At 68.3% G+C, this 15,085-nt stretch carries 12 protein-coding genes; 9 read left to right on the forward strand and 3 right to left on the reverse strand.

The window, feature by feature from the left end:
* Positions 1-28: 28 nt before the first annotated feature.
* Positions 29-1,075 carry a mannonate dehydratase gene (locus DFJ64_RS08750; protein ID WP_115850014.1) on the reverse strand — a complete coding sequence of 349 codons (1,047 nt, stop codon included), beginning with the start codon at positions 1,073-1,075 and terminating at the stop codon, positions 29-31.
* Positions 1,076-1,308: 233 nt separating this feature from the next.
* Here DFJ64_RS08750 and DFJ64_RS08755 point away from each other — a divergent pair, with 233 nt between their 5' ends.
* Both DFJ64_RS08755 and DFJ64_RS08760 read left to right on the forward strand, forming a co-directional pair.
* On the forward strand, positions 1,309-2,730 hold the full coding sequence (locus tag DFJ64_RS08755) for an Nramp family divalent metal transporter (RefSeq protein WP_115850015.1): 1,422 nt from the start codon (positions 1,309-1,311) through the stop codon (positions 2,728-2,730).
* A gap of 236 nt (positions 2,731-2,966) precedes the next feature.
* Positions 2,967-4,430 carry a hypothetical protein gene (locus tag DFJ64_RS08760; RefSeq protein ID WP_115850016.1) on the forward strand — a complete coding sequence of 488 codons (1,464 nt, stop codon included), beginning with the start codon at positions 2,967-2,969 and terminating at the stop codon, positions 4,428-4,430.
* 84 nt (positions 4,431-4,514) lie between these two features.
* On the opposite strand, the gene DFJ64_RS08765 is transcribed toward DFJ64_RS08760, so the two are convergent.
* The gene (locus tag DFJ64_RS08765; protein ID WP_170152555.1) at positions 4,515-5,960 is read right to left on the reverse strand and encodes a M1 family metallopeptidase; all 1,446 of its coding nucleotides are present in this window, start codon (positions 5,958-5,960) and stop codon (positions 4,515-4,517) included.
* Between the two features lie 722 nt (positions 5,961-6,682).
* Positions 6,683-7,615 (reverse strand): N-acetylmuramic acid 6-phosphate etherase, encoded by a 933-nt coding sequence (gene murQ, locus DFJ64_RS08770; RefSeq protein WP_115850018.1) that lies wholly within the window; start codon positions 7,613-7,615, stop codon positions 6,683-6,685.
* A gap of 116 nt (positions 7,616-7,731) precedes the next feature.
* On the opposite strand from murQ, the gene DFJ64_RS08775 reads away from it, so the two are divergent.
* The 7 genes from DFJ64_RS08775 (at position 7,732) to DFJ64_RS08805 (ending at position 14,880) form a co-directional block, all read left to right on the forward strand.
* The gene (locus tag DFJ64_RS08775; RefSeq protein ID WP_245941019.1) at positions 7,732-8,931 is read left to right on the forward strand and encodes an exo-beta-N-acetylmuramidase NamZ family protein; all 1,200 of its coding nucleotides are present in this window, start codon (positions 7,732-7,734) and stop codon (positions 8,929-8,931) included.
* Positions 8,932-8,979: 48 nt separating this feature from the next.
* Positions 8,980-9,888 carry a MurR/RpiR family transcriptional regulator gene (locus DFJ64_RS08780; protein WP_115850019.1) on the forward strand — a complete coding sequence of 303 codons (909 nt, stop codon included), beginning with the start codon at positions 8,980-8,982 and terminating at the stop codon, positions 9,886-9,888.
* Positions 9,889-10,055: 167 nt separating this feature from the next.
* Positions 10,056-11,009: a GNAT family N-acetyltransferase gene (locus tag DFJ64_RS08785; RefSeq protein ID WP_211310543.1), complete on the forward strand. Its 954-nt coding sequence runs from the start codon at positions 10,056-10,058 to the stop codon at positions 11,007-11,009.
* A 16-nt stretch (positions 11,010-11,025) separates the two neighbouring features.
* Entirely contained in the window at positions 11,026-12,324 is a 1,299-nt protein-coding gene (locus DFJ64_RS08790) for an ABC transporter substrate-binding protein (RefSeq protein WP_115850020.1), read from the forward strand.
* 18 nt (positions 12,325-12,342) lie between these two features.
* On the forward strand, positions 12,343-13,314 hold the full coding sequence (locus DFJ64_RS08795) for a carbohydrate ABC transporter permease (protein WP_115850021.1): 972 nt from the start codon (positions 12,343-12,345) through the stop codon (positions 13,312-13,314).
* Positions 13,311-14,183: a carbohydrate ABC transporter permease gene (locus tag DFJ64_RS08800; RefSeq protein WP_115850022.1), complete on the forward strand. Its 873-nt coding sequence runs from the start codon at positions 13,311-13,313 to the stop codon at positions 14,181-14,183. Before DFJ64_RS08795 ends, DFJ64_RS08800 begins: the two co-directional genes overlap by 4 nt.
* Positions 14,184-14,190: 7 nt before the next feature.
* Entirely contained in the window at positions 14,191-14,880 is a 690-nt protein-coding gene (locus tag DFJ64_RS08805) for a PIG-L deacetylase family protein (RefSeq protein ID WP_115850023.1), read from the forward strand.
* Positions 14,881-15,085: the final 205 nt, after the last annotated feature.

The following is a 15,085-nucleotide window of genomic DNA, read 5'->3' on the forward strand; positions in this document are numbered from 1 at the left end:
GCCGCGCCGGCCCGAGTCACTCCGCTGCTCAGCTGGCCGCGCCGGACGTGACGACGTCGAGGAGGGCCTGGATGTAGCCGATGGCGTGGGCCCTCCCTCGGTACCCGTAGCCGTCGTCGTTCACCAGGCCCGGCGTGTGGTCGTCGAGGATGAAGCCGTCGAACCCCACTCGGTGCAGGGCCTGGATGACGCGCAGCGGCGAGTAGTTGCCCTCGCCTAGGAAGCACTCGCGGAAGCGCGGCATCGTCCCGGCCACGTCGCGGAGGTGGACGTAGAGGATCTTCCCGCGGCGGCCGAGACGCTCGATGGCGTCCAGGACGGCGGGCTCGCCACCCATCTCGGAGACGGTGCCCAGGCACAGCTCGATGCCGAGGGCGGGGCTGTCGACGATCGTCGCGGCCCGGACGAGGGCGTCCACGCTGGTCAGGATGCGTGCGACGCCGTGGAGCTCCTCGGCCGGTGGGTCGTCGGGGTGGAAGCCGATCCGGATGCCGGCCTCCTCCGCGGCCGGGACGATGCTGCGCACGAAGTACTCGACGTTCGCCCACAGCTCGTCGTGGCTGATCGGGACTTCGTTGCCGAGGTGCTCGCCGCGCACCCACGAGTCCTTGGCGTCGGCGACGCGCCGGTCGCGGCGGGCTACCCAGACCTCTTCGAGCCGGGAGGGGTCGGAGGCGACGTCGTGGTCGTAGATCGACACAGTGGCGCCGCCACGACCGTAGGGCCCGACGTCGGTCCGCCACACCGACTGGAGCATGACGTTGAGGCCGAGGATGGGGACGCCCGCGCGGCCCATATTGGTGATGGTGGCTCGGACGTTCTCGATTTGTTCGTCTCGCCCGGGCAGGCCGAGCAAGACCTTGTCGTAGAAATGGTTCGGAAGGTTCTCGAACGCCTCGATCCGGAGTCCGAACTCAGCGACCCGGTCGACGAGACGCTTGATGTCCTCGTATTCCCAGCGGTGGTCGCCGGGCAAGTCGGGTGTGTTGAACTGAACCCCCTCGACACCTAGCTGTGCGGCGAAGGCGAGGTACTCGTCGGTGGCGACGGGTGACTGTCCGACCGCGACGCGCATTCCCACGGGCGCTCCCCTCACTGGTACCGCCTAAGGCCACAGCGATTCACGCGAGGCTCTTGCCTCGTGAGCTGGGACGCTAGCATGCTAGCCCGCTAGATAGCGGATAGCAGAGATACAGAAGGCGAGCGGCGGACGGTCGAGCCGGACACCATTCCGCACTGGCGACGAGTCATCCGAACGCGGCAGGCATTCGACGCCCTGGGATGGTGAGCACGACGTGAGGAGTGGCCATGGTAGGAGAGGCGAGCGCGGCGGCGCACCCACACGCCCCACAGGTTGACCCGTACCGGCTGACGACCGAGGGCATCAAGGAGCCGCCCACCGGCTGGTGGCAGAGCCTCCGTTACCTCGGTCCCGGTCTCATCCTCGGCGCGGCGATCGTCGGCGCCGGTGAGCTGATCGCCACGACCGCCCTCGGAGCACGAGCGGGCTTCGCCCTGCTGTGGCTGGTGATCTTCAGCACCTTGGTCAAGGTGGCCGTCCAGATCGAGCTCGCCCGGTGGACGATCTCGACCGGCCAGCCGGCGCTCACCGGCTACAACAAGGTCCCGCCGAAGGTGGGCCGCGTCGGGTGGGTCAACATCCTGTGGATCGTCTTCGCGCTGTCGAAGGTGGTGCAGACCGGTGGTGTCGTCGGCGCCGTCGCGGTGGCGTGCAGCGTGCTGTATCCCCTGGGCGGTCCACCGCTGGGGTTCACGTCCCTCGCCACGTGGACGGTCATCGTCGTCGCCATCACGGTCGCGGCGTTGTTCTCCAACAAGTACGGCCTGATCGAGCGGGTGGCGGTGCTGTTGGTGGTGCTCTTCTCGCTCGCGACGGTCGCCATCGCCGTCGGCCTGCCACTCACACCGTTCGCCTACGACGTCGGCGACATCGCGAGCGGCTTCACCTTCGGCATCCCAGCGGGCACGCTCCCGGTTGCTCTCGCGATGTTCGGGCTCACCGGCGTCTCGGTCGACGAGATCACCAGCTACCCGTACTGGTGCATCGAGAAGGGGTACGCCCGCTGGACCGGGCCCAACGACGGCAGTGCGGACTGGGAGCGTCGCGCCAAGGGCTGGATCAAGGTCATGCAGCGGGACGCCATGCTGTCCTGGGTGGTCTACACGGTGACCACGATGGCGTTCTACGTCATGGGCGCGGCCGTCCTGCATCCCCAGGGCCTGGTCCCCGAGGGCAACGAGGTCATCACCACCCTGACCCGGCTCTACACCGACACGCTCGGCGAATGGGCGCGCATCGTCTTCCTGGTCGGCGCCATCGCCGTGCTCGCCTCGACGCTGTGGGCGGCGACGCCCGCCTGGTCGCGGATGTACGCCAACGTGCTCAGCTGCGCCGGCGTGTTCGACTGGACGAACTCGCGGGCCCGCCAGCGCTGGATTCGTGGCTTCATCGTGGCGCTGCCGATCATCTGGGGTATCGCGTACCTTTTCGTCCAGTCCCCGGTCATCATGATCATGATCGGCGGGATCAGTGGCTGCATCTTCCTCTTCGCCGCGGTCATCGCCGTGTGGTATCTCCGCCGCACGGAGATCGATCCCCGCGTCAAGGCAAGCTCGCTCTTCACCGTCGCTCTCGCGATCAGCAGCGTGGCCATCGCTCTCGCGGGCGTCTACACGATGCTTGACGCCTTGGGCTACTCCATCGACTGACGCGAACGACGCGACGTGCCACCCTCTCCGACGCTCGGAAGGGTGGCACGTTCCTTTTCCCAGTGGGTTCTTCTTTCGGCACATTCCTCTTCTTGGCGCAGGCCTTCGCTGTATGGGCCCGACGGTCGAGGCGAGGCGAGACCCTGAGACCGAGAATGGTCAGCGACCCACATCGCGACGTGCGTCCTGCTGAGATGGAGTGCAAGCCACGAGCCTCGTGACGGGAGAACTCCGCCATGGCCCAGCGCGTCGCGCCTCAACAAGACGACGAGAGCCGGAAGACCTTGGGCAGGCGCTCCTTCTCCGCGGGATTGGTGGGCCTGGTCGCGGCATCGGCCGCCGTATCGACCGTGCACGCGCCCCCCGCCCGTGCGGCGACCGAACGTCCGCGAGTCGTCGGGGCGTATACCCAGCTCACGGCTGACGGTGAGTACATCGGACTCGGCATGGAGGGAGTCCAGCACGCGATGGCGGCCTTCGCCGCCATGCACCAGGTGACGCGTAGCGCCCATCAGCGAATGATCGTCGAGGCGCTTGTGGAGCGCGTCTTGGAACGCAGCCCCACGTACATGGGCCATCTCTTCGGCGTCCAAGTGCTGTCCGACCCGTTCCTGCTCTCCCACCCGCAGCTGCGCGACAACGTCCATCGATACGCCACCTCGCTCGTGGAGCGCTTCGCGACCAACCCCGACCAGCTGCTCCGGACGGGCGACATCCGGACGCTCACCGGCAACGTAAGCTTCCTCATCGCCTACGCGAGATTCCGCGAACGCGACGCCTCGAAGCTCAGCGAGGACCTGCCCACCGTCGAAGACGTCGACGCCGTCACCCTCGCGCTGCTGAACCGCGTGGTCGAGCTGCAGCTCACCCTCTCCGCGGCCACGAGCCGGTTCGGCAACCCGCGGCTGGCCGGCGGCTTCCCGCACCTGGTCGAGGGACCCGACGGGTCCATGGGCTCGTGGGACGTACGGACGTGGTCGCCGGCGATGCTGTCCCTCGACCAGTACGCGGCGGTGCGCGCCCTCGCCGAAGGGTTCGGTCGCTACCGCCATCCGCTCTACAGACGCGCCGCCGCTGCCGGGGCCCGGCTGCTGCTCGCGACCACCGAGATCGACCCGAACCTCGTCTACGCCGGCGAACCGCCGGGCTTCCCCCTCGATGGCGCGGAGCTCGAGTTCGGCGAGGAGACGGGAGAGATGCCGTACGCCATCACCTACGGCTGGTCTCCCAACGCTGTCGCCAATCTGGGCACCGCCTTGCACGCCCTGCTCGTGAACCGCGTAACCGTGCCGAGATCCCGCACCTGGACGAAGGTGTATTGGCGGGGACGCCGCCGCCGTCGGTTCTTGACGCGCGGTCGTTCTGGGCGGGACTCGCGGCCAAGATCGCCTTCACGCACCGCTTCGTCGAAGCCACCCAGCTCCCGGTACCGCCTGACTTTCCGTGGATTGACCTTCCGCGGGCGACCTACCCGGGAAACGGCGACGACGACCTGCGGCGCGGCGGCTGGTACGACGGCTCGGGACGAGGCGCGATGTCCGCGGTGTACGCGCGAATCGAACTCACCAGCTACGTTGCGAGCGGAGGCCGCGACGCCGAGATGCTGCTGCGCGCCGGCCGTTGGTGGGAGTCGCTGCTGGTGTGGGAGTGATCCGCCTAGTCCTCGCCCCCGCACACGAGAATGCGGCTCGAGAAACTGATCGTTCAGCCGTCCTACGCGCGTGGCGGCCCTTCCGACACCCGTTCGTGTCGAAAGGACCGCCACGTCTTGGCAGCGCGCGCCCTCAGTGCGAGGGGTTGCGGCTGTCCGTCCGCAGCTCTGCCCGCGTCGTGTCCGCGAGCACGGTCGGCGTCGCCGGGTCGACCGTCCAGTCGGGGTGGTTCGGCATCGGAGGCGTCTTGGTGCCGTAGAGCCACTCCTCGAGGAACGGCCTCACCTCCGGGTCACCGGTGACCTCCACCGCCACATCGATGAACTGCGCCGTCGAGATGTTGCGGTTCTTGTACCGCTTCAGGATCGTCCGCTCGATCTCGGCGAACGCCTCGACACCGACCCTCTCCTGCAAGGCGTAGAGCACCAGCACGCCGCCTGTGTAGCGCTGGTTGTCGAAGAGGTTCTCGGCGTTCGGGTCGGCGACCGGACCGGACAAGGCGCGCCAGATGTCGCCTTGGCTGTAGGTGTACTTCATCCGCTCCTCGAGCGTGGTGTAGCCGCGCGAGTCGGGCCAGCCGCGCTCGTAGCGGTACATCAGACCGTAGAGGTCGGCGTGTCCCTCGTTGATCCACAGGTCGGACCAGCTTGCCGGCGAGACGCTGTTGCCCCACCAGCTGTGCACGATCTCGTGCATCATGTGCGAGCCGATGCTGGACTCCTCCTGCTCGAGGAACGCCGGCTTGTACAGCGTCAGCGTCTGAGTCTCCAGCCCGGTGAAGTCGAAGGCGTTCGGGTCGTCGGTGTCGGCCGGCAGCAGACCGTACGCCTCGAGCGGGAACTCACCGAGGTACTGACGGATCCAGTCCAGGTGACCGGGTGTCAGCGACAGCGCCGGCTCGAGTCTGTCGACCCGGTCCGTCGGCACCACGTCGCGCAGGTGAACGCCGGTGTCCGTACCGCGATCGACCACCTGGTAGTCACCGACGGTGATCTGCAGCAGCTCGGTCGCGATAGGGTCGCGGGAGACGTACGCGAAGGTCGTACGCCCATCCGGCTTGGAGTACTCCCCGACCTTCGTGCCGTTGGCGACAGCGTGCGTACCTTCAGGGACCGTCAGCCGAAACGCGAAGTACGCCTTGTCGGACGGGTGGTCGTTGCACGGCAGCACCGAGTGCGCGCCCGCCGGCTGCGGCGCCAGAGCGAACCCACCCTCGGTCGGAACGAAACCAGGGTTGGGGACTTCCTTTCGCAGGTCAGCGGTGTACTGCACCTTCACGACGAACGGTGCGCCCTTGTGGATGGCGGACGCCGGCGTCACCACCAGCTCCTCCTCTTGCTGGGTGAAGCTCGCCCGCTTCCCGTTGACCGTCACGGACTCGATGTCCAGGCCGACTGCGTCCAGGTTGAACGACGACAGCGCATGCTTCGCCTTGGCGATCATGACGACAGTCGCGTCGACTGTCTGCGTGTCGGCGATGTACTCGAGGTCGACGACGTAGCTCTTCGCGTCGTAGCCGCCGTTCCCGAGATTGGGGAACACCTTGTCCCCGACACCGGGAGCACCTGGCCGCGGCACATGTGCTGCACCGTGCCCTGCCGTGCCCGCGTGAGCGACCTCCGTGGTTGGAATCAGCGGCGCAGCCATCACTGCCGCCGCGGCAGCGGCGGATAGGAATGTCTTCCGCTTTCTCGGATGCCGACGAGGCATGAACGAACTTCTCCTCCCGTAGCAGATGCACGAACCGGGCCAGGTACCGCGCGGCGCGCTTCGTGTCTCAGTCGCAGAGATGCTTCCCAGGCGCGGCAAGGTTCGCACAACGGACGAAAGGAACTCCACGTCCACCCGGCATGACAGGCGATCGATACGTACTCGTGATCTTGTGGCGCAGGGACGCGATGCCCCCGCCACGTACGACAAAATCCCAGCGGGGCGTCGACTTCTGCGTGGTCGTGATCGCCTCAGCGCCCGCCTCCGGGCCGTTCGCCGTCATGCGCGCGTGGGGGTGCTGCGGGCACTCCGGCTCGACCAGGGCAGCGGCACGGTCGACGCGCACACGCTCGCCCCCACGCGCACGACAGCCGTCCCGTCGACACCGTCGCCCTCATCGGGGCATCGGTCGGATCCGACTCGGCGGCCGGTCGATCGTGTCCTCATCCCACGCAAGGCATCCCACGCAAGGCGAGACGTAACCGGCGCGGCACGCCCACTTGCGGTCTCGTCGCACGGCCCCGGCGTCATCGGACGCCTTGACCGGAGTCGAGGTGACCCGAGATCTCGACGGGAAGGTCGAGGGTTCCTCAGGAACGCGGATTCCCCACGTCGTCGGAGCGAAGCGCGTCCGCCAACCGCCCACCCGCTCCGGCGAGCATCGCGCGGGCGGTCGGCGCGTCGACACCGCGCTCGAGCATGAGCACCGCCGTCTTGACGTCACGGTCGGCCGCCTCCAGCGTCCGACGCGCGACCTCCCGGTCGACTCCGGTGATCTGCCGAACGATGCGCACCGCGCGGTCGACCAGCTTGTCGTTGACGACCCGCAGGTCGACCATGAGGTTCCCGTAGGTCTTCCCGAGCCGCACCATCGAGATCGTCGAGATCATGTTGAGCACCAGCTTCTGCGCGGTGCCGGCTCGGAGCCGGGTCGACCCGGCGAGGATCTCCGGCCCCACGGGGACCTCGATCGGATAGTCGACCATGGCCGACAGCTGCGTGTCGGCGTTGCAGCTCACACCGACGGTCAGGGCGCCACGACGCCGACCCTCCTCCACCGCGCCCAACACGAACGGCGTCCGCCCGCTCGCCGCGACGCCGACGACGGCGTCGCCTTTCCCGATCCCTCGCTCGGCCACGGCCTGCGCGCCACCGGGACGGTCGTCCTCCGCGCCCTCGACGGCGCCGGTGACGGCGACCGGGCCTCCCGCGATGATCGCCTGCACCTGCTCGGGCGGGGTGTTGAACGTCGGCGGGCACTCGGCCGCGTCCAGGACGGCGATCCGCCCGGAGGTGCCCGCCCCCACGTACACCAGCCGACCACCGGACGCCAACAGCGGCACGATCGCGTCGATGGCGGCGCTGATGGCGGGGAGTGCCCGGCGCACCGCGTGCGGCACCTCGGCGTCGGCGGCGTTCATCCGCTGGGCCAGCTCCAGCGTCGAGAGCTGATCGATGTCGCCGTACCGCGGGTCGGCCTGCTCCGTGACGAGTGCGGCGAAAGGCGAGTGGGCCTCGCTCACCGGGCCTCCTTTGAAGCTTATTGACGTTATGTAATGGAGGAAGGTAATTTACCAACCTACCACGGACCGCACGCTCGCGCCGCTGGCGCGGATCTCGCTCACCGGAGGGCAGCCTCGTGCAGCACGGCACCCAGCGAACCGTCACCGGGGTGGAACGCCTGTGCGCCGACCCCTCGCTGGTCCCGGGCCGACGCCTGGGGTTGGTGACCAACTACACCGGGGTGATGCCCGACCTCACCACGAACGTGGCCGCCCTGCAGGCCGCCGGCGTGCCGCTCGTGGCGCTGTTCGGCCCTGAGCACGGCCTGCGCGGCAGCGCCCAGGCGGGCGAGAGCGAGCCCGACGACCACGACCCCGACAGCGGCTTGCCGGTCTTCGACACCTACCGTCACAGCGGCGCGGACCTGGAGGCGCTGGTCGTCCGGTCCGGCGTGGACACCCTGCTCTACGACCTGCAGGACATCGGCACCCGCTTCTACACGTACGTGTGGACGATGTACGACCTGCTCGTCGTGGCGGCTCGGCTCGACATGCCCTTCGTCGTCCTCGACCGACCCAACCCGGTGGGCGGACTGGCCGTCGAGGGCCCCCTCCTCGACCCGGCCTTCGCCAGCTTCGTCGGGCGCGCCCCGATCCCGCTCCGGCACGGGCTGACCGTCGGTGAGCTCGCTCGACACCTCAACGAGACCGCGATCCCGCGCGAGGCGGGACGGCCGGCGCGGCTCGAGGTCGTGACCATGACCGGCTGGCAGCGGTCCTCCTACGCCGACCAGACCGGGTTGCCGTGGGTCATGCCGTCGGTCAACATCCCCACGCTCGAGAGCGCCCTCGTCTATCCGGGCACCGGCCTGTTCGAGGGCACGAACCTCTCCGAGGGCCGGGGGACGACCCGGCCGTTCGAGCTGATCGGCGCGCCGTACGTCGACCGCCGCCTCGCGCCCGCGCTCAACGAGCTCGGTCTCCCCGGCGTGCGGTTCCGGGACGCGACGTTCACCCCGACCTTCCACAAGTACGCCGGCCGCCAGTGCCGCGGCGTCCAGGTGCACATCACCGACCGTGAAAGCTTCGCGCCCGTGCGGACCGCCCTGGCGATGCTCCACTGCCTGCGCACGCTGTATCCGGACGACTTCGGGTGGCGCGTCGCCGAGGACGAGAGCGCGAGGCACCCCTACTTCATCGACCTGCTCTGGGGCTCCGACACCCTGCGCCGGACGCTCGACGCCGGCCAGGACCCCACCACACTGCTGCCCTCGACCGCTCCCGGCCACGCCCGTCCTCACGAGTGGGCAGGTGAGCAGGTCATCCTCTATCACTAGTCCGAGCCACCCGCGCGCACGCGCACGCCGAGCGAGGAGGGGCGGCCGGTGAAGGAGGACACGGCGACGCGGCAGCCACGCCCCGCGGACGTCCGCAAGCACGTGCGCGCCATCCTGCCGCGGCTCGCGCGCGCCGAGCGCCGGGTCGCCGAGGCGCTGCTGGCGAACCCGTCCCTCGTCGTCGAGAAGACGATCACAGAGGTCGCCCGGGCCTGTCAGACCTCCGAGACCACGGTGGTGCGGTTCTGCCGCGCGGCGGGTTTCCGCGGCTACCCCGACCTCCGGCTGGCGCTCGCCACCGAGCTGGGTCGGGACACCGCCCGGCGGTGGGAGGAGCTCCTCACCGGCGCCGACATCGACCGTGACGACCCGCTCGCGCAGCTGGTCGCCAAGGTGGCGCGCACCGAGGCGGCCGCGATCGAGGACACCCTCAAGCAGCTCGACCTCGACCAGCTCGACAAGGTCGTGACCGCGCTCATCCAGGCCCGCCGCATCGCCCTCTTCGGGCTCGGCGCCAGTGGCTTCGGCGCGCAGGACCTCCAGCAGAAGCTGCTCCGCATCGACCGGATGGCGTTCGTCGTGGCCGATCCGCACCTGGCCTTGGCCACCGCGGCGCTCCTGACCAACGGTGACGTGGCGATGGCCTGGTCGCACAGCGGCCAGACCCGCGAGACCATCGCCTGTCTGGCCAAGGCTCGCGAGCAAGGCGCCACCACCGTCGCCGTCACCAACGACCCGCACTCACCGCTCGCCGCCCAGGCCGACCTGCTGCTGACGACGGCGGCGCGCGAGACGCGCTTCCGAACGGGCGCCATGGCCAGCAGGATCGCCCAGCTCGCGGTGGTCGACTGCGTCTACCTGGCTGTCGCCCAGCGCACCTACGACGCCACGATGGCGGCCTTGGCGAAGACCTTCGACGCCGTGCACGACCCGGATAGGTCCGGCAACGCTTGGTAACTCCTACGGGCCCGGTGCGCTGATCGCCACCCTCCCGTGCCACGCTGACGACGAACCGCTACCAGCAGGAACCCGTCCCGCACGCATGGCAACAAATTGACGCGAGCATTGGTCGTTGGTAATTTTCCAACCTATCACTAGCCCATGCCGTGAGGAGGCTGCAGCCCATGGCAGAGATCACCGGCTTCCGCGTGGGCGACGCCGAGGCCGTCGTCGACCTGTGGTGTCGGAGCGCTCCCGCGGACGCGATCACCCTTCCACGGTTCCGCAACCTGGTCTTGCTCGACGCCAACTTCGACCCCGAAGGGCTCCGTCTCGCCTGGGAGGGCGAGCGTCTCGTGGGAGCCGCCTACGCGGTCCGACGTCAGGTCGCGATGGTCGGTGACGACCTCGAACCCCAGCGCGGCTGGCTGACGTTCTTCTTCGTCGACCCAGACGCGCGCGGCCGCGGACTGGGGACGCAGCTCCTGCGCGACGCCCTCGCCTGGCTGCGCGGACACGGCCGGACCGAGGTGTACTTCGCCTCGTACACGCCGAACTACATCGTGCCCGGCCTGGACCGCAAGGCCTACCCCGAGGCCGCCGGCCTCCTCAGCAAGCTCGGCTTTACAACCCTGTACCAAGCCGCGGCGATGGACATGAGCCTCGTCGGCTACGCGACACCCCCGCGGGTCCACGAGCGCGCCGCGAAACTTCGTAGCGCCGGCTACTCCTTCGGCACACCCACCGACGACGAACTCGTCGCCCTCGTGCGGATGGCCAACGAGCACTTCAACCCCGACTGGGGACGGGCCATCCGGGAGGCCGTGATCGCCGGGCTTCCGCTCGACCGGATCGTGGTGGCCCGCGCGCCCGACGGTCAGCTGGTCGGCTGGGCCATGTTCGCGGCGTACGAGGGGATGGTGGAACGGTTCGGGCCCTTCGGGGTCCTGCCCAACCGCCGCGGCACCGGCCTGGGCGAGGTCCTGCTGCACCTCAGCCTGACGCGCATGCGCGCCCTCGGTGCGCATGGGGCGTGGTTCTTGTGGACCGGAGAGGAGAGCCCGGCCGGTCACCTCTACCGCAAGACCGGGTTCACCACGACCCGGTACTTCGACGTGATGCGACTCACCCTCGACTGAAGAGCGAAGGACGACCATGAGGTGGGGAACCGCTGGCCGCGCCGCCGCGCTGGCCACAGCCGCCGCACTCGCCCTGGCGAGCTGCTCGACCGGCGGCGGTGACAGGACGACGGACTCTGACAAGGTCACCTTGACGGTGCTCACGCACTACGGGAACGACCCGCTGAAGTCCGGCTTGCAGAAGATGGTCGACGAGTGGAACAAGAACAACCCGTCGATCCAGGTCAAGACGCAGGCCGTGACCTACGACGACCTGCTCCAGACCATCACAGTGCGCCAGACCGGCGGCAAGGCGCCCGACATCATCCAGGCCTACAGCTTGTGGGGTGGCCAGCTGGAGCGGGCTCGGGTCCTCGCTGAGCCCCCGGAGGACATCCAGCAGGACATCAAGACCAACTACTCCAAGGCGGCCGTCGGCTCTGTCACCGTCGACGGCAAGATCCTCGGCTACCCGACCGAGGTGCAGACCTACGCGCTCTTCTACAACAAGAAGCTGCTCGCCGAGGCCGGCGTGACCGAGCCGCCGAAGACCTGGGACGAGATCGCTGAGGTCGCCGCCAAGGTCACCAAGCGCGACTCCAAGGGCAACATCCAGGTCGCCGGATTCGGCCTGACCAGCGGCTGGGACTCCGCCGTCGTCCACCCCTTCCTCAGCCTGCTGCAGGCCGCTGGTGGTCAGTTCGTCTCCGACGACGGCACCAAGGCCGCGTTCAACTCCCCCGCCGGCAAGGCCGCCCTGGAGTTCGAGAAGTCGCTCATCGACGCCAAGGTCGCGGACCCGGCGATCAACGTCCTCCAGGCCTTCCCGTCGGAGAAGGTGGCCATGACCATCAACGCCGGGTGGTGGATCGGCAGCCTCAAGACGGCGATGAAGGACAAGTACGAGAACGTGGGCGTCGTGCCCGTTCCGGGTCCCAAGCCCGGCGACAAGGGCTCCCTCGCGTATGGGTTCTTCATGGGTGTCAACAACAAGAGCCCGCACAAGGACGAGGCGTGGCAGTTCCTCAAGTGGATGAACGCGGAGAAGGGCCCTGACGGCGCGACCCGCATGGGCTCCTTCCAGTACTCCATCGGAACGATCCCCGGTCGACCCGCGGACTCCGAGGCTCTCGCGGACGAGATCACCGACCCCAACTACCAGCCGTTCACCGAAGCGCTGGAGTACGCGATGCCCGAGCCCAACGGTCGTAACGGGCAGAAGATCAAGACCACCCTGCAGAAGAGCATCGAGGGAGTCTGGACCGGCACCCAGTCGGTCGACGAGGCGCTCGCCAACGCTGCCGAACAGGCGGACGCGCTCCTGTCATCCGGCTGAGCGAGGTCCACGGTCACCATGGCCACAGTCCTCCACGAGAACGAGCAGCGGAGCCCGCGCGGCGGCGCAAGCCGTCGGGCGGGCTCCGTCCCAAGCGGGATGGCGAAGGCACGCCGTCGCGAGGCGATCGTCGCCTACGCGTTCCTCTCGCCGAGCCTTCTCTTCTTCGCGATCTTCCTGATCCTTCCCCTGATCTTCGCGGTCGTGCTCGCCCTCTCGGCCTGGGGAGGTTTCGACCTCACCCAGATCGAGTTCGTGGGGCTCGACAACTTCGCTGAGATCCTCAACCCGGCGTCGACGTTTGTCGCGCCCATCCTGGTCAACACGCTGGTCTTCGCCGCCGGCTCCGTGGTCTTGACGTTGGTCGCCTCCGTCGTGCTCGCCAACGCGATCAACCGGCTGCGCTTCCAAGGCTTCTGGCGCACGCTGTACTTCCTGCCGATCGTCACGACCGTGGCCGCCGTCGGCAACATCTGGAAGTACCTCTACGAACCCAGCGGCGGTCTGATCAACGGCGTCCTCAACGCCCTCGGCATGTCGTCGGTCCGGTTCCTCGCCGATCCGGACACCGCGCTTCCCTCTGTCGTCGTCGTCCAGGCGTGGGCCTCGCTGGGCACGGCGATCCTCATCCTCACCGCGGGGCTGAAGAACATCCCCGAGACCTACTACGAGGCGGCCGAGCTCGACGGTGCCGGCAGCTGGCGGATGTTCTGGAACATCACGTTGCCGCTGCTGCGTCCGACGCTGCTGTTCGTCCTCATCACCCAAGTGATCGCCGGGCTCCAGTCGTTCGCCCTCATCATCGTGATGACCGGCGGCGGTCCCGGTGACGCCACCAACGTCGCGGGGTTCGAGATGTACCAGCAGGCGTTCAACTTCGGCATGTGGGGCATCGCGAGCGCGATGGCGCTGGTGCTGTTCCTCATCATCTTCGCCATCACGCTGCTGCAGCTGTGGCTCTTCCGGCAGCGAGGGGAGGAGACGTCGTGAAGCCGCGCAGGACGCCGTGGTTCTCCTACCTGCTCGTGGTGGCCGGCGCCGTCATCATGGTCGTGCCTTTCCTCGACATGGTGATGACGTCGTTCAAGGGCCCGGGCGAGGCCGGCCGGCTCCCGTACCGGTTCCTGCCGGAGAAGTTCCACCTGGACAACTACCTCGCGGCGCTGGAACAGCTCAACATGGGGCTGCTGTTCCGCAACAGCGTCATCATGACCGCTGTCGCCGTCGCGTCGGTCCTGCTGACCTCGAGCATGGCCGGCTACGCGCTGGCCAAGCTGCGCTTCCCCGGCCGGCCGATCGTCTTTCGGTTCGTGCTGGCCACCATGATGTTCCCGCCGTTCCTGTTCCTCATCCCCGACTTCCTCATCCTCACCAACTGGCCGTTGGCCGGCGGCAACGACCTGTTGGGGCGAGGAGGTGACGGCGGGCTCACCACCTCGGTGGCGGCGCTGTTCATCCCGTTCCTGGTGTCCGGCTTCGGGATCTTCCTGATGCGGCAGTTCATCGTCTCGATCCCGGACGAGGTGATCGAGGCGGCCCGGATCGACGGCGCGGGAGAGTTCACCATCTGGCGGCACATCATCCTGCCCCAGACCACGCCGGTGCTCATCACGCTCGGGTTGCTCACCTTCGTGGGCACCTGGAACGAGTACGTGTGGAGCCTGCTCATCTCCACCGTCAACCCTGACTTGATGACCCTGCCGGTCGGGATCCAGCTGCTGCAGAGCTACCTCGACCCGAACCAGACCCTCCCCATCGTCATGGCGGGACTCGTCATCAGCATCGTCCCGGTGCTGACGATCTTCCTGCTGCTGCAGAAGTACTACATCCGTGGCGTCATGATCAGCGGCCTGAAGTGAGGAGCGCATGAAGACCTACCTGGCCATCGGAGCCCACATCGGTGACATGGACCTGACCGCCGGTCCGCTGCTCGCCACGGCGGCGCTGGCCGGTCACCGAACCGCCATCGTGGCGCTCACTCCAGGCGAGCGGGGTCACCCCCGAATGAGCCCGGAGGACTACAAGGCGCAGAAGATCGAGGAAGGCCGCACGTTCGCGGAGAAGATCGGGGCCGAGTTCCGGGTGCTCGACTACTCCGACGGCTTCCTCGAGGCCACCCAGGAGGTGAGCCTGCAGGTCGCGGACATCATCCGCGAGCTCAAGCCGGACGTGATCATCGCGCACTGGAAGAACTCCATCCACAGCGACCACGCCAACGCGTCGATCATCGCCGAGAGGGCTCGCTACTACGCCGGCCTGCCGATGGACCACCCGCTGCCGCGCCACGGGGTCGGGCGGTTCGTCTACGCGGAGAACTGGGAGGACGAGGAAGGCTTCCAGCCGTCGCTCTACGTCCCCATCCCGGACGAGGCGTTCGAGCGCTGGCGTGACGCCATCTCCGGCCAGGCGTTCGCCCGCGGCGAGACGTACGGGTTCCGCTACATCGACTACTACACCGCGCTCATGACCATGCGGGGCTGCCTCGCGGGGGTGCCGCGGGCGTGCGCGTTCGCGGTCCCGAGCAGCTCGACCCGAGACGTCGTCGACCTGCTGTAGGTCAGGCGCGCATCGCTTCTCGAGGTGGTGGCAGGCATCGTCGGCCACCACCTCGATGCTTTTCGACGCACCCCGCTGGTCGGCGGCACGGTCGCGCCGCCCATCCCTTCGGTGCCGTTCGGCACGTCCGCGTCGTCGCGACCCGAGGGCAGGGCCGTCCGCGGCCGAGTCGCCCCGTCGACCACGAGCATGGTGGTCAGGCGGC

Origin of the sequence: Thermasporomyces composti (genome assembly GCF_003386795.1) — a bacterium.
GTDB lineage: Bacteria > Actinomycetota > Actinomycetes > Propionibacteriales > Actinopolymorphaceae > Thermasporomyces > Thermasporomyces composti.

What these genes read in the sequence shown, in the direction of transcription:
- DFJ64_RS08750 (WP_115850014.1), bottom strand. Translation starts at nt 1,075, where the DNA reads ATGCGCGTCGCGGTCGGACAGTCACCCGTCGCCACCGACGAGTACCTC.
- DFJ64_RS08755 (WP_115850015.1), top strand. Translation starts at nt 1,309, where the DNA reads ATGGTAGGAGAGGCGAGCGCGGCGGCGCACCCACACGCCCCACAGGTT.
- DFJ64_RS08760 (WP_115850016.1), top strand. Translation starts at nt 2,967, where the DNA reads ATGGCCCAGCGCGTCGCGCCTCAACAAGACGACGAGAGCCGGAAGACC.
- DFJ64_RS08785 (WP_211310543.1), top strand. Translation starts at nt 10,056, where the DNA reads ATGGCAGAGATCACCGGCTTCCGCGTGGGCGACGCCGAGGCCGTCGTC.
- DFJ64_RS08790 (WP_115850020.1), top strand. Translation starts at nt 11,026, where the DNA reads ATGAGGTGGGGAACCGCTGGCCGCGCCGCCGCGCTGGCCACAGCCGCC.
- DFJ64_RS08795 (WP_115850021.1), top strand. Translation starts at nt 12,343, where the DNA reads ATGGCCACAGTCCTCCACGAGAACGAGCAGCGGAGCCCGCGCGGCGGC.
- DFJ64_RS08805 (WP_115850023.1), top strand. Translation starts at nt 14,191, where the DNA reads ATGAAGACCTACCTGGCCATCGGAGCCCACATCGGTGACATGGACCTG.